Annotated in this window: 22 protein-coding genes and 1 pseudogene; all 23 read right to left on the reverse strand. The window is 34.3% G+C overall.

Annotated elements, in window-relative coordinates; genetic code table 11:
* The coding region (locus tag J4O15_RS07330; protein WP_243762006.1) for a toprim domain-containing protein at positions 1-569 on the reverse strand (569 nt) is incomplete at its 3' end.
* Positions 570-783: 214 nt separating this feature from the next.
* Entirely contained in the window at positions 784-1,152 is a 369-nt protein-coding gene (locus J4O15_RS07335; RefSeq protein ID WP_208100289.1) for a hypothetical protein, read from the reverse strand.
* Positions 1,145-1,384, reverse strand: coding sequence for a hypothetical protein (locus J4O15_RS07340; protein WP_208100290.1), 240 nt, complete (start codon positions 1,382-1,384; stop codon positions 1,145-1,147). The genes J4O15_RS07335 and J4O15_RS07340 overlap by 8 nt, the downstream gene beginning before the upstream one ends.
* Positions 1,385-1,426: 42 nt before the next feature.
* Complete coding sequence (locus tag J4O15_RS07345) at positions 1,427-1,660, reverse strand: hypothetical protein (RefSeq protein WP_208100291.1); 234 nt, start codon at positions 1,658-1,660, stop codon at positions 1,427-1,429.
* Between the two features lie 293 nt (positions 1,661-1,953).
* Complete coding sequence (locus J4O15_RS07350; RefSeq protein ID WP_330638714.1) at positions 1,954-2,793, reverse strand: CD1107 family mobile element protein; 840 nt, start codon at positions 2,791-2,793, stop codon at positions 1,954-1,956.
* On the reverse strand, positions 2,780-3,070 hold the full coding sequence (locus J4O15_RS07355; RefSeq protein WP_208100292.1) for a conjugal transfer protein: 291 nt from the start codon (positions 3,068-3,070) through the stop codon (positions 2,780-2,782). The genes J4O15_RS07350 and J4O15_RS07355 overlap by 14 nt, the downstream gene beginning before the upstream one ends.
* 13 nt (positions 3,071-3,083) lie before the next feature.
* Positions 3,084-5,513 carry a C40 family peptidase gene (locus tag J4O15_RS07360; RefSeq protein WP_330638716.1) on the reverse strand — a complete coding sequence of 810 codons (2,430 nt, stop codon included), beginning with the start codon at positions 5,511-5,513 and terminating at the stop codon, positions 3,084-3,086.
* A complete protein-coding gene (locus J4O15_RS07365) occupies positions 5,488-7,914 on the reverse strand; it encodes a VirB4-like conjugal transfer ATPase, CD1110 family (protein WP_330638788.1) in 2,427 nt (808 codons plus the stop codon). The genes J4O15_RS07360 and J4O15_RS07365 overlap by 26 nt, the downstream gene beginning before the upstream one ends.
* Positions 7,915-7,957: 43 nt before the next feature.
* A complete protein-coding gene (locus J4O15_RS07370; protein ID WP_208100294.1) occupies positions 7,958-8,356 on the reverse strand; it encodes a PrgI family protein in 399 nt (132 codons plus the stop codon).
* Positions 8,344-8,637, reverse strand: coding sequence for a hypothetical protein (locus J4O15_RS07375; RefSeq protein ID WP_009221199.1), 294 nt, complete (start codon positions 8,635-8,637; stop codon positions 8,344-8,346). Before J4O15_RS07375 ends, J4O15_RS07370 begins: the two co-directional genes overlap by 13 nt.
* 88 nt (positions 8,638-8,725) lie before the next feature.
* Complete coding sequence (locus J4O15_RS07380) at positions 8,726-9,589, reverse strand: VirB6/TrbL-like conjugal transfer protein, CD1112 family (RefSeq protein WP_208100798.1); 864 nt, start codon at positions 9,587-9,589, stop codon at positions 8,726-8,728.
* A gap of 1 nt (position 9,590) precedes the next feature.
* Positions 9,591-9,806, reverse strand: coding sequence for a Maff2 family mobile element protein (locus J4O15_RS07385; RefSeq protein WP_208100239.1), 216 nt, complete (start codon positions 9,804-9,806; stop codon positions 9,591-9,593).
* The gene (locus J4O15_RS07390; RefSeq protein WP_208100295.1) at positions 9,806-10,138 is read right to left on the reverse strand and encodes a single-stranded DNA-binding protein; all 333 of its coding nucleotides are present in this window, start codon (positions 10,136-10,138) and stop codon (positions 9,806-9,808) included. The genes J4O15_RS07385 and J4O15_RS07390 overlap by 1 nt, the downstream gene beginning before the upstream one ends.
* Before the next feature lie 103 nt (positions 10,139-10,241).
* On the reverse strand, positions 10,242-11,309 hold the full coding sequence (locus J4O15_RS07395; RefSeq protein ID WP_208100296.1) for a DNA cytosine methyltransferase: 1,068 nt from the start codon (positions 11,307-11,309) through the stop codon (positions 10,242-10,244).
* Positions 11,310-11,493: 184 nt separating this feature from the next.
* Entirely contained in the window at positions 11,494-11,655 is a 162-nt protein-coding gene (locus tag J4O15_RS07400) for a hypothetical protein (RefSeq protein ID WP_208100297.1), read from the reverse strand.
* Between the two features lie 69 nt (positions 11,656-11,724).
* Positions 11,725-13,254, reverse strand: a pseudogene (locus J4O15_RS07405) (VirD4-like conjugal transfer protein, CD1115 family); the annotation flags it as partial.
* A gap of 290 nt (positions 13,255-13,544) precedes the next feature.
* Complete coding sequence (locus tag J4O15_RS07410; protein WP_040461895.1) at positions 13,545-13,772, reverse strand: hypothetical protein; 228 nt, start codon at positions 13,770-13,772, stop codon at positions 13,545-13,547.
* A gap of 165 nt (positions 13,773-13,937) precedes the next feature.
* Positions 13,938-14,423: a PcfB family protein gene (locus J4O15_RS07415; RefSeq protein ID WP_009221205.1), complete on the reverse strand. Its 486-nt coding sequence runs from the start codon at positions 14,421-14,423 to the stop codon at positions 13,938-13,940.
* 13 nt (positions 14,424-14,436) lie between these two features.
* Positions 14,437-15,288, reverse strand: a complete 852-nt coding sequence (locus J4O15_RS07420; protein WP_009221206.1) for an ATP-binding protein — start codon at positions 15,286-15,288, stop codon at positions 14,437-14,439.
* Positions 15,289-15,372: 84 nt separating this feature from the next.
* Positions 15,373-16,407, reverse strand: coding sequence for a replication initiator protein A (locus tag J4O15_RS07425; protein ID WP_208100298.1), 1,035 nt, complete (start codon positions 16,405-16,407; stop codon positions 15,373-15,375).
* A gap of 131 nt (positions 16,408-16,538) precedes the next feature.
* Positions 16,539-17,417 carry a BRO family protein gene (locus tag J4O15_RS07430; RefSeq protein WP_208100299.1) on the reverse strand — a complete coding sequence of 293 codons (879 nt, stop codon included), beginning with the start codon at positions 17,415-17,417 and terminating at the stop codon, positions 16,539-16,541.
* Positions 17,418-17,491: 74 nt separating this feature from the next.
* Positions 17,492-18,466, reverse strand: coding sequence for a ParB N-terminal domain-containing protein (locus J4O15_RS07435; RefSeq protein WP_208100300.1), 975 nt, complete (start codon positions 18,464-18,466; stop codon positions 17,492-17,494).
* The gene (locus tag J4O15_RS07440; RefSeq protein ID WP_208100301.1) at positions 18,459-19,235 is read right to left on the reverse strand and encodes a ParA family protein; all 777 of its coding nucleotides are present in this window, start codon (positions 19,233-19,235) and stop codon (positions 18,459-18,461) included. The genes J4O15_RS07435 and J4O15_RS07440 overlap by 8 nt, the downstream gene beginning before the upstream one ends.
* Between the last annotated feature and the right edge of the window lie 341 nt (positions 19,236-19,576).

Below are 19,576 nucleotides of genomic sequence, written 5' to 3' on the forward strand. Positions count from 1 at the left end.
TGTACTCTTCCAACAGAATAATTTTGATTATAAATAAGTGAATACAACCTGCTCATGTTCATACCGACAAGCCAATCCGCCTTACTTCTGGCAAGAGCTGATTGGTATAGATTTTCATACTCTTTTCCCTCTTTTAGCTGCCTAAAGCCTTCTTTAATTGCCACATCCTCCATTGATGAGATCCAAAGTCTTTTGATATTCTTTTTACAACCTGACTGCTCATACACAAGCCTAAAGATTAACTCTCCCTCACGCCCCGCATCACAGGCGTTAATAACCGTTTCAATCTCTTTAGAGTTCATCAGCTTTTTAAGAGTGTTAAATTGCCCCTTGGTTGCCTTTACAACCTCATACTTATACTTACCCGGAATAATCGGTAAATCCTCCAATCTCCACTTACTGTACTTTTCATCATAAGCTGAAGGACTTGCCATCTGTATCAAATGCCCCACACACCAGCTTACAATATATCCACCTCCTTCATAGTATCCGTTTTGTCTGCCGGTTGCACCAATAACCTTTGCAATACTCATTGCAACACTCGGCTTTTCACATATCACTAAATTCATTTGTAATTCCTCCTTTTTTTGCATAAAAAAAGGCAACCAGAGTTTTTCCTTCTGATTACCTTTTGGTTTTTACTATTTACTTTTTTAATATTATTGCCTATTTCCAGGCTCTTTGATTGAATTTCTATCTTCAGATTTTTCTTGCAGAGTTTTGGGGCTATTTCATATAAGCTTCATAAGCTGGAATTGTGCGTTTATGCAACCCACCTCTATTTTAAATGTATGAAAAATATTGACATTTGCCGAGATTACTTAACACATCTCTTAGCACAAACATAAAATTCAACTTGCTTTTGTGTATAGTTTCTCCTTCAATTCTCCTACAGTATTTTTTTACTTCCTCAAGTTCTTCAAGCAGCAATCTATTACAAATTTCTTCAGCGTCCTTCAAAACATCAGCATCACAATACACAGCATCTATAGAGTATTCTTCTTCTTCCACTATTAAACATTGTTTTTCAGAGTGAAAGCTTTTTGCAAAATTTAAAACAATTAGTTTTTCGTAATATTCCTCGCACAGTTCTATTGTACAAGGAGTAAAATTATCATTATTTTGCTTTTTGTAAAATGTAATATCAAGCATTGTTGTTACCTCCAGTTTCCCCTTTTTTTACTTTTTCACGAACTTCTTTAACTTTTTTGGGTGACAGGTCATCGTAAAGTTTTATCCCTTTTGCTTCAGCCTTTTGTTTCGTTTTGTGAGAAGCTTTAGCTTGGACTAAAACTATTGCAACTCCTTGCTCACTGAATTTATCAATATCACTTGGAAAAATGTTTGCTCTTGCTTTAACTTCTCCATAACCTTTTTCAGCCATTCCCAGCTCCCTCCAATCATCTGCTTATATTTATTATCTTCGCTAATTTTTTAAATAACTATCAAGAATAGAAATCAAATTTTCTTCACATTCCTTTGGATAGCTAAAATCACCCAAATGTGAATTTCCTTCTGTAGATTGAATATCTATTCCATATTCCTCGCCAATCTCTTTAACCATCAGCTTAATGTCTCTATGTTCAACCAGTTTTTGAATAGCTTTATTTTCATCCTCAGATTTCTGATAATCGACTATAGAAAAATTATTATTATACATCCTCTTCTACATCCTCCTTAGTGAACACTTTAATATATAAATTTTCTGCTATTTAAAAGCACAATATGTAAATTCGCAGCTAAGAATTTTACTCTGCCATGCCACACACTGCGCACTTCTCACAGGATAAACAATTTTTTATTCGCCTTCTCCATCTAAGACGTATTCAAACAATTTCTAATTTGTTGACTACTTGTATCAAATACAAGTTCTGTAGATATCATACTATATATAAACAAAAAAGAACACTATATTATTTATCCTTTTTTACTCATCATCATCCTCATAAGTATCTATTGCCATATCTTCCACTTCTTCCTGTTCCTCTTCCTCCGGTATTTCTTCCTATCCTCGCTTTCATAATCATCCTCAAGCTCGTTGTAATCCTCCTCATCCTCACTTTCTTCCTGATTTTTCTTATAAATCTTAAAATAATATCCTGCTCCGACAACTGTCATGACAAGCAATCCTAAAAATATATAAAGCCCTGCTCCTTTGCTTTCTTCTTTCTTTTTAGGCTCCTCTTTTACCGGTTCCTCTTTTGTTGCTTCTGTTGGTAGCGGTACCTCTTCTATCTTTTTTACTTCCTCTTTAGGTTTTTCTTTTGCTTCAACCATATTTAGTAAATCATCTTCACTAACCTCTGTAAGCAGCATGACATTTTGCCCTTCTTCATCATAATTAATGATTAGATGAAAGGTCTTTCCGGACTTTGTTTTAAATGTAATGAACTGTCTGGCATCTGCAAAATATTTGCCACTTTCATCCCCCGTACTTTCTCCATGATGAATAGGATAGTACTGATTGGCATTATTTACATTTTCTATAAGTTCCGCCTTTGCACTTCCTTCTGCTGTAGGAATACCTTTATTTATACCATCACTTTGGCTGTTCCCACCTTGATTATCACTTGGAGGCTCTTTTGCCTCCAGTTTATTCGGAAAGCGTACTTCTCTTTCCCCGTTATCTTTTTCTAATGCTGTTTCCTTAATCGCCTCACTTTCTATTTCACTTTCATTAACCTGTGCAAAAATATGTGTAGGGTAAATATTCCCTATAATAAACATCACAAGTAAGCAAATAACTCCTACCAATCTTTTCACCCTATTCTTTTTAGATTTAATTTCCTTCATTTGTATCCTCCATAATTTTTTCTCTGTTTTCCTCTACTTCTTTAGAATTTTCCGGCTCTTTCATTTTCTTTTCACTTTGCCTTTCCTTTTTGTACTTTCTCATCATTTCTAAAAACTCATCAAGTGAAATATCAATGCTTCTGTATTCTTTTAGAACCTCAACCTGCTCCATTTCCTCCTGCTCTTCTTTAAGTATTTCCTGCCTCAGCCTAAGTTCTTCTATTTTTTCTTCTATCGCTTTTTGATTTTCGATATTCTTTTGATATTTTTTATTCAACCTCTTCCTCCTGTTATTTAACTCTACCGAAAACATAGAAATGTTCTATCCAGTAAGGTGTATTGATACTTACAAAGCGAATAGGATTGCCTGCATGTATCATCATTCCGTCTCCTGCATAGATACCTACATGGGATATCGGACTCTTACTGTTATAAGTGTTTTTAAAGAAGATAATATCTCCCGCCTTTGCTTCACTTGGAGATATAGGATTACAATAAGTTTTATAAATCCCCCAAGCAGTGGTTCTTGGCATATTTTTAACTCCTGAATGTGTGAAACTCCAGCATACAAAGGACGAACAATCAAAGTTATTCGGTCCGTTTGCTCCAAATACATATTTTTTACCTATATGTTTCTCCGCCTCGTTAAACAGTGCCTTAACCGTTACATCATCAAAGGCAATTCCCGGATTTGAAAAGTCTGGATTGTTTATAATCTCCGATAGATCTCCGTTACCACTTCCAAAAACAAGCTCCATATTACCTTTACTTGAAAGCAGTGCTTCATAGTGAGCTAAATTGTTGGGATAAGAATTAAATACTTCTCTTATGATATCGTTCATCTCTCTTTTTTCTAAGTTTACAATAAGTTTTTTATATTCATAAGCTTCTTCATGGCTTTCTGTCTGCTCATTCCCCGCTTCATCAATATAGCTTGATGTAACGGTTTTATATCTGATTTCAATTTCTTCATCATAGGTCAATGTATACATTTGATTAAACAGCTGTTGTATTTCCCCGGCTATTTCAGATACTTCTTTTACCACACCATATCGAGATGTAATATATGATAGCAACTCATGGACATTATGACCGATTTTTTCTTTTCCGTTTATTATATATTCATCATATCCCGGATTGGTTTCTTCTACGCTTTCCATTTCCTCTTGCAGTCCCTGTTCTAAAGAAGAAAATTCCTGATTGATATTCCTTAAGGTCTCTTCTGAGGAAAGATAAGTTGTAGAAACGGTATCACTGATTGTTCCTGTTCCTATATTCATCACCATGCTTCCTGCCTGAAAGAGCATAAAGAATGTTCCTACTACCAAAAGTATTAGGAACATTATCTTTTTACCTCTTTCTTTTATAAATTCTGCAAACTTTTTGCTTCCCTTTGCTAAGGATTTTTTAAGCCCATTCTTTATCCTTTCTTTGTATTTCTTTTGAAGTTGCTTTTTATACTGTCTCCTTTTAAAAAACTGTCTTAACCTTGAAGTATTTTGATACTCACTACTCTTCTTAAATTCTTCCATATTTTTCTTAAAAAACAGCTTTTTTTCTTGTTTTTCAATATCTTTTCCAAGCCTTACTATCCTTTTTTGTCTTTTTAATGCCCTACCTTTTCCATGATTGTGGGCTTTTCTTGCAAGACTTTCTATGCCTTCTGTTGTCTTATGAGCGGCACTGACACCGGCATTATCCTCTTTCCCACTTTCAAGATACCTGTTTACCGCTCCTACCGCAACTATTGCACTTTTAGAAGATATGCTGTCTTTAACCTTATTTTCAAGTTTCTTTTCAAAGCTTTGCTTTTTATGCTGAAGCTTTAAAATCTTCTTTTCCTGTTTTCTAAATTTATCATTGGCTTTTTTTGAATATTCTTTAGGCTTAGGCTTTGAACTATCCGGTATTTCTCCTTTATTATCGTTTTTTTCTTTTACTCCATCCTTTGTGTTTAGAGGATTTTTCTTATTCTTAGTCCTTGTAAATTCTTCATCTTCAAAGTTACTTTTAAAATACTTCTTTGAGTGGTCTTTTAAGCTTAAATCTTCTTTCTCATGGTTTTCTTTTAAGATTTTCTTATATCGTTTCCTATTTGCTCTTACCTTATTTTTAGACTTATCAGTTGGTATGGTTGCAGCATTTTCTTTATGCCTTTGTTCCTTGTCTAATGCCTTTTGTAAAGCTTTATCATTCCTAAAGCCCATATCATACTGATTAGAAGCTATGTTTTTATCCGTATCTTTAGATAAATCTTCATAGGTTTCTTTTTCTTTCTGATGAAATCTGCCTATCTGCTTTTGCCTGACCTTTTTATCCTTTTTTGGCTCAAGAAAAGATTTGTCATAATTTATATTTCCCTTACCCGGTATCTCATAAGAATCACTGCCTTTATTTAAGTCCTTATATTTATTTTCCCTATCCGTATGATTTATAAATGTTTTCTTAGATGAAGATTTCTTTACTTCAGTCGGCATATTATCTTTAATAAGAACACCCTGATTTTGAAAATCTTCTTTTTTATAACCTGTTTGATTTTTAGATGGAAAAGACTGTATCTCTTGATTTAACGGTTTTTCTCTACAGTTTTTATACCTTATATTATTTTTCTTTCTCAAGTTTTTTACCTCACTTTCTGTCTTTCTTGCAAGCCCCGTATATTCTGTATTTATCTTGGATTCTGCATACTGCTTCTCACTTTTTATCTTTTCCCGTTTCACTTAATTTTGTTGTTATCAGTGAGTACAGTTTTGTATTTTTAGGAAATTGATCTATAAAAGGTACAATGGTATTTCCATAGAAGATTAAACCTTCTCCCTCATTACTGTTTGTTACATAAGAAAGTTGGTGCTTTGAAATATTAAGCTTCTTAGCCAGTGTATCTCTATCCGTTCCCGCCTGATTAAGCATCAGAATAAAGTCGGTATTATCAAAGATATTTTCAATCTCCGGACTTGCAAGAAGATCCTTAATATTTTGTGTTAAGCCTGTCGGCATACCTCCCCACTTCCTAAAACGCTTCCAGATTTCTATAGAATAGTTGGCTGTTTGCGGTTCTTTTAAAAGAAGGTGAAATTCATCAACGAAATATCTTGTTGCTTTTTTACTTGCCCTATTTATTGTTACTCTATTCCAAACCTGATCTTGTATTATTAACATTCCTATTTTTTTAAGCTGTTTTCCAAGTTCTTTAATGTCATAGCAAACCACCCTGTTGTTTGTGTCTACATTCGTTCTGTGATTAAATACATTAAGACTTCCCTTTACATAGATCTCCATCTCTACTGCAAGTTTCTTTCCTATTTTCTCCTCCTGTTTTCTAAGAAGATTATATAAATCTTCAAGTATAGGCATATTTTCAGGTATAGGGTTTTCAAAATAGGCTTTATAAAGAATTGGCAAGCACCTGTCAATAACTGAGATTTCTTCTGCACTTAGCTTTTTCTCTCCAACTACAAGCTCAAAAAGGGACAGTATAAAATCAGATTTTAATGACAACGGATTGTCTTCATCCGCATAGTCGGTGTTGATATCAAGGGGATTTATATAGTCTTTTGAAATCGGTGATATTTTAATAACCTGACCTTTTAAGGCATTAACAAGCGGAGAATATTCAGCCTCAGGATCTGCAATAATAATATCATCATCCGTAATCAAGAAGGCATTGGTAATCTCTCTCTTTGCTGCAAAAGACTTTCCGCTACCCGGCGTTCCAAGTATCAGCCCGTTCGGATTTTTAAGTTTCTTTCTGTCAGCCATGATAATATTTCTACTTAAAGCATTTAAGCCGTAATACAAACTTTCACCCTTAATAAAGAGTTCCTCCGTTGTAAAGGGAATAAATATAGCCACCGAACTTGTGGTAAGTCCTCTTTCTATTTCCACCTCATTTATTCCAAGCGGAAGGCTTGCAACAAGCCCTTGTTCCTGCCTGTAGTTTAAGTTTTTAAGGTTACAGTTGTGCCTGTTTGCAATGGATTTTAATGTAAATACGGTATTCTCAAGCTTAGTCCTACTTTTACCTGTACTCATAATAAGGATCGTTACTAAAAACATCTTTTCATCATGATTTTGAAGCTCAGAAAGTAAGTTCTTTGCCTCCGCACCATAAGTTACAAGATCACTTGGCAGGATATCTATATCATATCCTGCTCTGATTGCTTTTTTATTTTCCTCAAGTTTCATCTTATCAAGGTCGGTTATTTTTCTTTTTATATTTTTAATCGCTTCAATCCTGTCAACAGCTTTGATATGAAAGGTTACGATCATATTTTCTTCCACCTCTAAAAATTCTGAAAGCATTTCGTCCTTTATATCCGATGCTAAAATCTGTAGAAAGTTTACCTCTGCAAATACTCCTCCCATCTTAAAATATGTAGACTTGGAAAAATTAAAGGAAGTCGGTACAATATATTCCTTTGTTGTAAGCCCACTATATTTCAAATCTTCAAAGTTAAAAATAAACCTGTCCTCAGGATTTAATATATCATGAATGACTTTTAAGCGTTCTTCTCCGTCTAAAACATAGCCCTTTACACCCATCTGCCTAAAGTTATTTAATATATCCGACTCTATTCTCTCTAACCTGCTTTTTGCCTGTTTTAAATCCTCGGCTTCTATGGTAAAGGTTAAATACATATTTTTTGACAGTCCATTGTTTCCCTTGCTACTTTGATTTAGGAGCATTTGTCTGTATTCATTTCTTATTTCATTAAAATCATCCTCGGTTTCTTTGATATTAATTAGCTCTTTCCTTTCTTCATTTTCACCTATACTGTTGATATAGTTAAATTCCACTTCCACACTTGAATCAAAGAAATTAAGAAAAGAAGAAAAGTCAGCAAATATCCCCTCCTTATCCTCTTCTTCCATAAGTCTATAATTAATATCAAAAAAGCGAATGGTTTTATTGTATTTATCCTTTTCAACCTGACATATCCCGTCCTTTAACATTCTTTTATAGGGAATTGTATCCTGTATCGTTTCCTTTTTCTTAGCCTTAATAGGAAAAGGAAACCATCCCTTTTTTATGAATGATTTCCCATCTTTTTTATTGCTTGTATTCTTCCTGCTTAACTTTTTTAACTCGGATAATTCCTTACTGTTTTTCCTAAGCTCCATTTCATCCCTTTGTATTCTTTGCTCTTGTTTTTTCTTCTTCTCCTTATTCAATTCTTCTCCTCCCGTTACTGCTTAATCTCATCTTGCTTATAGGTATAGGCGTTCTGCCTTTTATTTCATCTTTTTTCTTATCCGTATTATAAATACTCTTCGATTTATAGACCCTTATCTTTTCAGCCTTATGAAACCTTACTATATATGCCAAATGCTTTTCAAAGGGCAGGTTGTCCTTTTCATACAGTGTCGCAAATAAAACCGGAAGTACGACTATGCTCATCATTATCATGGAAATATCCGTACTTAAAAAATTTTTACATAACAGATAAATTGGAAAACCGATTAGTCCCGCTATGCTAAAGCCTATTAGCTGTCTTTTAGTAAGATTAAGAGCTACCTTTGTTTTTACTTTGCTAAGATCCTTCGGTACTTTTACATATGCCATAAACTTTTCTCCCTTGATTCTTCGCTATTTGAAAGTGCTTCTATATGTTCCCAAAGTGAGATGATTTCCTCTTTTACCTTCTCTAATTCTTCTGCAAGTTCAAAATCAGGTTTGCATAAGATATTTTCATCATCCTTTATTTTTACAAAGTCAAAATCTTTATCTAAAGGTACTGATATATCCTGCTTTTTCCTGCTTATGATCTTTCCAAGCAACACCCCTATAAAAAGCATTACTCCTGTTTCTAATATTATTCTCATTTTTTTATTTAATATTTTCATTGCTACCTCCCGGCACTTATATTTTTACTTAAACCCACTGTTTTGATCTTTTTGTCTTTTACTTTTGCTCATTTTGAACAAAAGTCACCTAATGACTGTTAAGAATAGCCTTTGCGATACTTCCCGACTTCATCATCATTACCCCAAGTATCATTCCGTATGCTAGCACCTTTAAAATACTTACATGAATATCCGTAAAGTTTACGGTTTTTACAAGTACCGCATATATTCCGAAAAATATTAAAATAAACAGTCCTTGAAGTCCAAGTGCAAATAAACTTTTTATATAATTTGTTCCTATACTGCTCCATTCCTTATTTCCCATTGTGGCAAAAGGGATAGCTGCTACGGAACAGTAAATATAAATTTCAATCATTCTTCCGTATAAGATTACTGTAATTAAAACAGAAAGTATTGTTAAAGAGATTTTAACAAGTCCTGTCTCAAGTGAAATTCCGATGAGTGTTCCAACACTTTTTTCCTTTAGGGCATCAACCATAGCATCAAAATCTCCCGGTGCAATATTCGCACTGCTTCCAACAACTCCGGCTGCTTTACCCACCATTTCCTGTGAAACATCAAAGACCGCCATGGAAAACTCAAAGGCGTGAGATACAAGCCATACGGCTATCCACATCTTTATGATGTATTTGAAAAACTCAAAGGTGTCCGTATCATGCATGGAGTTTTTTTGCATTACCACTTGAATTAATTCAATACAACAGATTGCTGTAAGGATTATTACTGCTATGGGTAAAACGACATTCTCATTGATCGATTTTATGAAGGCAAATACCTCCGAGTTCCATGAACTCGGAGTTTTGCCAACCTCCCCGGCAACTGTCCCCACTTTCTCATTAATATCTAAAAGCATTGCCGAGAGATTATCCTTAATTACATCAATCATGATATTCTTGAAAAACTCATCTATTTTTCCAAATAAATCCAACATCTTAATTAAGTACATTGGCAAGTAGCGGAATTAATTTTAGCCCTATTAAAACTATTCCTCCCCCTGCCATAAGCTGCTTTATTCCCTGTGATTTCGCTCCGGGGTTGTCATTTCCATAACCTTCAAGCAGGTTTATGACTCCCCATGCTCCAAGTCCTGCCCCTATTGCTGTTACCAAAATCTTTAATACATCTACCGCCTGTGTAAAAAATGCCATTATTCTTCCTCCTCATTTACTGTGCTTTTTGTCTTATCTGCCTTGTTAAGATGTTTTACAATAAAGTTTCTATAACTTTTATCTTCCTTTTTAACCTCTTTAAAATATCCGAAAACATGAATAAAATCCCCTTTTTCAAAGTCCTTCGTAAGCTCGGCTTTTTCTCCATAAACATTACAATTTATATACTCCTTCTTTTTCTCTCCTACCTTTCCCATCTTTCTAAAGAGGGTAAAGTTAGCAGCTTTAACTTCGCCATCCTTACCCTTAATAACTTTTATCTCCACCTCATTAATCAGATTTCCGTTGATGTTAAGCATTTCTTTCTTCATATAATTTCTCCGTTTTCTATTTGATTTAATCAAAAAAAGACCACAACTTCTTTTTAATTAGTCATAGTCTTGTATATATTTTTTATATTTAATTTTATCGCTTTCATCCCGACTCCTGCTCCTTTTTATCTAAAGTCAGCATCTCTTCTTTTATTCCTGACATAATGTACTCCACACAAGGTAGGGCAATTGCATTTCCAAGTGCCTTATATCTTGCACTGTCAATTATAACCTTCCCATCCGCCCCATACTTTGTATAATTGTCAGGTAACCCCATCAATCTTTCACATTCCACCGGTGTCAAATATCTGATACAGCCTTCTTCTTCTTTTCCCTCTACCCAACAAGCAAACATTATAGGGTTTGATGCTAATAAAGTTGGAAAAGGTTCATTTGATTTTCCGAAACTGCTCCTGAAGATGGTTTCATTTTTTCTTTTTGCTCCTTCCCGCATTTGTCTGTCTTGAAAGGGTCTGATGTTTGGTATCTGCCTCCCTGCCTTATCAAGATCTCTTCGATTGGACTTGGTATCCTTATCTTTGACATTTCCGATCGTTTCAGAATATTTGAGCAAGTCTTTGGGCTTATATAATATTTTGTGGGAACGAAATCCTCCAAAATCGAATACAATAAATATTCTCTTTCTTCTTTGAAGGAGCTTAGGCTCTCCGAAATATTGGGCATCCAATACTCTCCAACAAAGCTCAAATTCTCTCCCTCGCACCATTCCCGCATTTGCCCATTTAAGTTTAGGCATTGGAACTTGGGTGCTACTGAAAGATTCGAGGATGGCTCTAAAATCCATCCTATCTCCTGATACAAAAGCTCCGCAGACATTTTCCCAAATAACGAAAGTTGGATACTTACCATTTGTTACATACCTCATTTCCTTTATAAATCTTATTGCATGATGAAAAAGAGAAGATTTTTCTCCGGTAAGTCCTGTCAGATCTCCGGCTGTTGAAAAATTCTGACAAGGAGAACCGAAGGTTATTATATCCACAGGTTTTAAATCCTTTGCCCTTAATTTTGTTATATCCCCCAACTGCTCAACCTCCGGAAAATGCCGTTTTGATATGGATATGGCGTTTTTATCAATTTCACTTGACCATATCGTATTTATTCCCACATTTCTTGCCGCTAAGGGAAATACCCCTATTCCATCAAACAAACTTCCAAGTGTTATTTCTACTACTTACACCACCTCTTTTCTATTCTCACAAAGTCTTTTATAAACTCCATATTTTTATGTCTTTCACTTCTGCTCATTTTGAACTAAAGTCGGAGGGCTTCTTACCTTTGCTTTCACTTAACCATTTCTCCTTTTCTTCAACAAAAAAAGACTAAGATTTGATTTATCTTAATCCTTTACTTTGGCTGCTATATGCTTTATGAAATTCATTCTTCGTTTTTATATATTTAAGCTTTTGATTTAATATGTTTATTCTGTATTTTATCTGCCCCAACCTCTTCCCTGCTTTTTTAATTCTCATTTCTATCTTTTCCCATTCATCCATTTACTAATCCTTTCAAAAATTCGGTTTGATATTAACTTCTGCTCATTTTGAACTAAAGTTATTCCTAGTTTACCTATCAACCTCCACCACTTTTACCCTCATTTCTTCTTTTAAGTTGACCTTATCTCTTCTTCTTAAATATTTTTCTATATCAAAGGCATTTTTCTTGTTGTAGTCTGAAAGCAGCTTATAATTTTTATGCTTTGTAATATCGAACTTATCTGAATAAAAAGGTCTTGCTCCCCTTATCTCCAGTATGCACTTCCCACCATCCATCACTTTAAGTTCATCCCTGCTCATCAGTTCCTTTCCAAGTTTTTGATAGTTAAGTCCGAAAGATTTTTGATTTGACCTTGTTTCCGATGTGTTATACAGGTCTATGGTTTCTTTTCCTAAGTTCTCGGATAACTCCTTTATGGTTGTTCCTTCCTTTCCACCCAAAAATAATTCACTATCACAATTGCCTGAAATCGTATCGGCATTGTCTTTATATATAGCTTTAAGTTGTGATTTTGCCTGGAGTATAATACTTGCGGATATTTCTCTTGAACGAATGGTTGCAATTAACTTTTCAAACTTTGGAATCTGACCGATATTACTGAACTCATCCAATAAACACCTTACATGAACGGGAAGTCTGCCGCCATAGACATCATCTGCCTTATCACAAAGTAGATTAAATAGCTGAGTATACATCATTGCCACTACAAAGTTAAATGTGTCATCTGTGTCTGAAATAATAATAAATAGGGCTGTTTTCTTATCTCCTATAGTATCTAAGCCCATCTCATCATACTCCATAAGGTTTTTAAGCTCCTCAATATCAAATGGAGCAAGCCTTGCACCACAGCTTATAAGAATCGATTTGGCAGTTTTTCCGGCTGCAAGCTTGTATTTACGGTATTGCTTTACAGCAAAGTGATTCGGCTTTTCTTTTTCCAGTGCATCAAAGATATAGTCAACTGCATTTTTAAAGTTTTCATCTTCTTCTCTTACCTCACTGGCATCAATAAAAGCAAGCAGTGTTTCAAAGTTTTGCTCTTCCTCCGGTGCTTCATAATAAAGATATCCAATCAGTGCGGTGTAATAAAGGCGTTCTGCTTTCACCCAAAAATCCTCACTGGATTTTTCTCCTTCGCCTTTCGTATTAGCTATAATGGTTTGTACAAGCTTTAGAATATCTTTTTCACTTCTCAGATAGGCAAAGGGATTGTAGTGCATGGATTTTTTGAAATTTATGGTATTTAGCACTTTAATATCATAGCCGTTTTTCTCAAGCATCTTTCCACACTCTATGAGAACGGTACCCTTTGGATCTGTTACAACATAGGATGAGTGCATTTGCATAAGATTGGGCTTTAAAAAAAATCTGGTCTTTCCGCTTCCTGATCCTCCCACCACAAGTATATTTTTATTTCTTGCATATTTAGGGTTTTTAGGTCTACCATTCATGGTAAGTCTTTCCGTATCAGTTAAAAGTATGTTGTTTTCAAACTTCTCATCTACATACGGTTCTATATCTTTTGAGTTCCCCCATCTTGCTGATCCATACTCTTTTCCTTGCCTAAACTTCTTGGCATTTTTTCCTTTGGTATAGACAATTACTTTGATTAGGGCTGCTACTATTATTCCCACCATTATATCTATTAAATGAATACTTGGGATGAAACTTATTTTGCCAATTTCTAAAATCGCCTTAAAAATCTTATCTAAAATATCTCCGCCCATATAACTTCTGACATGTGCTGATAGGATGTTTCCCGGATAAAATAAAAAGAGATAAGGTAAGTTTTGAATTACAAACTTTTTCTTATCTCTTATACGAAATATATTTTTTATATCTTTTAGTATCCCTTTTACAATCTTCGTATTGATCCCTCCTTCCTGACTTACTCATCTTTATACCTAATTACAGGAACTTGCTTTGTTTTTTCACCTCTCTTTTTCTTTTCTAATGCAAAAATCATATTCCCTGTTCTTTCAAAATATCCCATATCTTTATGATAGCTCATACCGCATTTACAATGTAACAGTCCTATAAACTGTTGTTTCATCTTACGATTACATCTTGGACATAAATTTTTCTTCACTGTAGGCAGCTTTCCTTTCTTTATCATTATTTCAATATTATAATTATATCACTTTTTACTTAATTCCACCGAATATTCCATCCTTTTGTTTTCATTATTGCAAATGATCCTACTTTTCATGGGAGAAGATAAACTGAAAAACTTTGTTGTACTTTCTTTTATATATTCCTCTTTTGGCTAAAAGACATATTTCTATAAACTTTGCTCATTAAGTTTCTCCTTGATTTTATCTTTCTTTGGTGCTTTTTTCACCTTTTCTTTAAATTGATTTAGTTTACCCATTACCGATTCTCTTTTCTTATTTTTTCCGGCAAATTTTTCTACTGCTTCTTTAAACGCCTGCTCCATGACCTTTTCATCCTTTGCCTGAAAGAAGATGATATTATTTCCTGTTGTAAGATCTTTTTTTATACTGAATTTTACTCCGTTTTTATTTAGCTCTCTTTTTAAGCCCTTAAAATCAAGGTCATTTAGTTCTAAGGTTTCAACCTTCCCTTTCTTCACCAAATCTTTTACGGTTGTCGGTTTCTTTTCTTCTATAAATTCCTTTAGACTTTTCCCTTTCTTGGCTGCCATATTTAACATTTTTTTCATAAGGTCTATTACCATTTTGGCTGTTCTTATGTTTCCTCTTTCTACCATGGCAATAACCTGTCTGCTTACTTCTTCATTGATCAATAGTTTACCTCCTCTATCCGTTTATTAAAAGTGTATTTGCTTTTCTTACTTTCTCCTTCATCTTTACAATTCTTTTATTCTCTCCTGAAAAAACAATCGGTACTGCCATCTCAAGTATCCTTGAATAAACCCTTTGTTCTTTCAGATTAATTGGAGCTGTAAGTTTAGTTGCACTAAGATTGGTTGTTAAAATGATTGGTTTATTTGCTCTATACCTGCTGTCAATAACATTAAATATATGCTCTGTAGCAAATGGCGTATCTCTTTCCATTCCAAAATCATCAATTATCAGCAGTCTATATTCATTTAAGTTTGCAATGTACTTATTTTTATTAATTTCAAGGTTCATCATATCATTCAAGATAACGGCAAAGTTGGTCATCTTCACTGAAATTTCCCTTTCAATGAGAGCATTGGCTATTGCTGATGCCAAAAAGGTTTTCCCGGTTCCTACCGGTCCCGTAAACAGTAGTCCGATATTTTCTTTTTCCATTTCTTCAAATTTTTCTACATAATTTTGCCCTGTTCTTTTATGCTCCAAACTGCCGTCATCCTTTCTAAATGTCTGCTCTGATAAAAGCCTGTCATCAAAGGCTTCTTCTCTTAGCTCAGCAATTCTGCTCATCCTTTCAAAATCTTTCCACCTATCACTTTCCTTATTCAATTTCTCCTCCCTACAGGTATGGTTTTCAACCATTTTTCTTGAAACTTCCGGTACAATACTTATCTGCTGTTTCGGTGTATTATATAAACCACAATAAATGAGTTCGTCTTTATCACCTATATGATCTCTGATTTCTTCGTTTAATAGAGCTTGTTTCAAGCTATCAGATACTCCGATAAAAGCATTTCCTGCTTTTTCCATGAATTTATCCGTTTCTTAAAATATTTTCAGCTTCAATAATTTGATTTTTTTATACTGTTTATTATCTCTACTGTCTTTGCACTTTTAAGTTGTATTTAAAAAATCCTGCCATATTTGCCGGTCTTTACTGTAATCCGTTGTACATGATTCTATAGCTGTTTCCGATATTGTCATTCCTAAAATATTGGAGTGTGCATTGTAAAGCAGAGAAATAAGATAGGCTCTTAAGTTTTTTATATTTTGTCTGTTTTTCCCTAAAACTGATAGGACATACTTTATATGCTCTTTTTTTAGCGATAAAAGCCGTTCCCTTACTGTTTTATAGTTCACACTGTTTTGATTTACTTTTATATCCTTCTTATTTTGAATTGCCTCTGTCATCAGATTTATGATAAGGTCAATCCTTTCTTTTTCTTCCTCCTCTATCAAGACCGGATATTCTATTTTTTGTTTAATTACTTTCCTTATCAACTCCACCTCCATATCTTTATCCTGATTATAAAGACTTCCTCTTACCAAGTTCTCTTTTGAGGGGGATATGGGGGAGGTATTATTATAATCAGTATCATTATATTCAGTATTATTAATATTAGTCTTATTACATTGTGATTTTAACAATTCTTGTTTTGTGAATTTCACATTTCCTGAATTGTGATTTTCATAATTCTTGAGTTGTGAATTTAATAATTCCTGATTTATGATTTCTTCTTCACCTGTAAAATCTTCATCTTTTTCAATACCTTCTTCATCAGATGATTGAACAATAAAGTTCTTCACATAGAGTATATTGGGTCTGCCAAGTCCCAGTCTTTTCTTTTCAACAAGTCCTATGCCCTTTTTATCATCCAATTCCTGTAGTATTTTCGTTGCCTTTTGGGTGGCACAACACATGGTTTGGGCAATCTCCTCAATAGTGAATATAATATATACTTTATTTTCTTCATCAATCCAGCCATTTTTCATGGATAAACTCATTCGATCAAGTAAAATTCCATACAGCACTTTAGCATCACTGCTCAGAATCCTAAATGCTTCATCAGTAAATAACAATTTCGGAATACGAAAAAATGAGAAAGCTTCAGCTTCTTTTCCGTAATAGTAGTTAAATTTTACACCCATGCTCTCTACCTCCTTATATGTTTTAAGCATTAAAATAAGTGTAGCTGTTTAAGCTGGTTGTTCCTCGGCAACTACACTTGTATGATATTAAAAAGAGATAGCCACTTTTTGCTATCTCCAAATGAATGTTTTTATTTATTTTTTTCTTTGTTAGCCTCTGTCTTGTTTATAGGTTCTTTCACTACATCTTCAATAAGTCTTGACAAATCCATAGCATTTTTTGATGTAATAACAGGTTTTCCCGTTTCTTTTTCAATTTCCTTTCTCGCATTTCCTGCTACACTACCACCTTTTTTTGCCACCTTCTTATTTTCTTCCAAGCCTTTAGGGTTAGTCGCTTTCGTAAGCTCTGTTGTGGTCGCCTCTGCAAGCATATTCAAAACGATTTCAAGAGTTGTCATATTGTCTCTTAAGTTTTCTTTTTTCAGTCCTTTAAGATTTTTATATCTTCTTGTTGTCATCCCCGACCAAGCTTTAGTAATCTCATCTGTAAGGATTGCATACTCTATTCCCTTTTGGATTCCTGCATCATCCCATGCATCTGTAAGTTCTTTTCTGACTTGAATGGCTTGCAGTCTTTGATTTACCCACTCTCTTTTATAACCCTTCTTTAAGTAGGTCTCCAAGGCTCTGTCTATTGTAAGTTCCGGATCAATGATTTCATCAATTCGCTCTTTTCCAACCTCTGCAAGCCATAACTTAAACGGTTCTGCTTTAGGTGATGGAATGGACTGTATAATACGGAAAATACCTTGCATATCCGCTACATCCGTTAAACGCATCTTTCCGTCTGCCGCTTTCATTTTCAACTGCTTACAAATTGTAAGCAGTTCGTTTCCCTCTTCTTTCAGTCTCTTTTTTAACACCGCCCAATAAGTGCTTGAGCCTCTTGCACTTTCTTGCTCTGTAAGCACTCCTACGACATCCACCACACTAAAATACCATTCTTCTTTTTCCTCATCCCAAACGGAGCGTATTTGTTTATTTTCATATAGCTTTATTTCATCCATTGACTTAACCCTTTATATTTATAATTTATTTCCTGTCAATATCTTATGTCCTTATTATACTCCTATGTATGATTTTATAAAACCTGTTTATTTTCTCTAAAATACATTGCTAAAGCCCTTTCTACAATTTTCTCCACCTCTTCCTTACTTTCATCCCTAAAGAACTTTTTATAAGCACTTTGAGATAACTTGATATTCTGATATTCCTTAGGCTTTGAGTTTTCCAGGTTCAGTAAATATGTATTGACCATCTCCTTATTAAGAGCTTCCTTCCTATCCATCAGATGAAGTGCTTTAGCATCACTTGGCTTTAAACATAGCCCCCATTCTTTACATTCCTTATATAAATAATCTTGCAGCTCTGTAAGAAGATAGGATATGTCAACTGCCATCATAAGTCCGATTTCATCATTATCTACGGCTTGTTTCCAATTATCTGTTAAATAATTTAATCTTAAATATCTTGCAATTGATGCCCCTGATAAATTGTATTCCTTACCTATGTTTTTTCTGCTGTCCAACTTATCTTCAGCTCTTTTATTCTTTTTCACAACAATACCGTCATTAAGTCTGTTCAGTTCTTTTTGCAGGTCATTTCTCTTTCCTTGACTTGTTATTTTTTCATATCTAAGTTTTAGTACGACAGCTTTTTCTGTTGGCAACAGGTCTGAAAAAGAACGCTGCATTAGATTGGTTTCAATTACATAGGTATAAGCTTGCTCCTGAGTCAGATTTTCTTTCATGATACAAGGAACTGTTTTTAGATTGGCAAGTTTTGCTGCATTTACCCTATTATGCCCTGAAAGTATTTCATAGGCTCCGGCTTCTTTTTTCATAACAATAACCGGATTTAGTATTCCATTTTCTTTGATACTTTCAACCATATCCTCCAGCCTTTTTCCAGTATAAAGGCTAAATGGATGGTCATGATAATTTTCAAGCAGGTTGATTTCTATGTTCTGTATATCCTTCTGCTCTGCGATATCTATGTCATTAAGTAAAAAATCTACTGCATCCGTTATTTCCCTTTTTATAAATTTCTTACTCATAGCAAATCTCCTTTGCAAGGTTATCATACGCCACATCTACACTGCTGTCTTTTGCATACTTCTTTATACTTTGACCGCTGTATATGGCTTCACCAACCTTAACTGTTTTAGGAATTTTAGTTTGAAAGACCTTTATTCTTCCTTGAAACATTTCTTCTACCTGCTCTGTAAGCGTTTTATACAGATTGGTTCTGTTATCACACATAGTTAGCAGGATACCCTTCACTTTAAGCCCGGAATTAACTCTCTTTTTTATTTTTTGTACTGTTTTTAAAAGTTCATTTATTCCAACAACTGCAAACATTTGAGTATCTGCTGTTACAAGAACACTGTCTGAAGCACAAAGAGCATTTATAGTTAAAATATTAAGTGCCGGTGAAGTGTCTATAAGGACATAGTCATAATGCTCTCTTACCGGTTCAATAATTTCTGATAATATTCTTTCACTACCTGTTTCCGACCTCATTTGTGTTTCTGTAGCTGACAGGTAAATGCTTGATGGTATAAGGTCTATTTTATCATAAGATATGACATAATCCTTTACCGAATAATTTTCTTCTTCCTCCAGCTCAGCCATTAATAAATGACCTATGGTTTTTATATTTTCCAGATTTTCTACATCAAAGCACCTTGTAAGATTGGCTTGTGGATCAAGGTCTATGACTAATACTTTTTTGCCGAGTTCTTTTATAGAGTAAGCAAGATTTAATGTTGTAGTTGTCTTGCCGACTCCACCTTTTCGATTGGCAACGGTGATAATTTCTGCCATAAGTACCTCCTTCAATTAATAGTATTTAACTTTTATGGAATAAAAATAGAGATACAGTGTTGAAAGCTCCTATTTATCAAGCTTTTTTCTCTGTATCCCTATTATATCTCAAGCCCATGATGTATGTGATAAACTACTACTATCCATTTGGATACCCCCTTTGATATATTTATTGGTTGGCGAACCTTTTATATTATATCAAATTTGGGGGTTTTTCACATAACGCTAAAGCTATTTCAACCACCCGCATAGCAGGTGGTTTATTTGTTCTCTTGCGAGAACAGGGCCTTGCCCTAACAAAAAAATCCCTCTATCATTTCGATTAGAGGGATTTACGCACT

Source organism: Lachnoanaerobaculum sp. Marseille-Q4761 (assembly GCF_017565785.1).
In the GTDB taxonomy this organism is placed as follows: Bacteria; Bacillota; Clostridia; order Lachnospirales; family Lachnospiraceae; genus Lachnoanaerobaculum.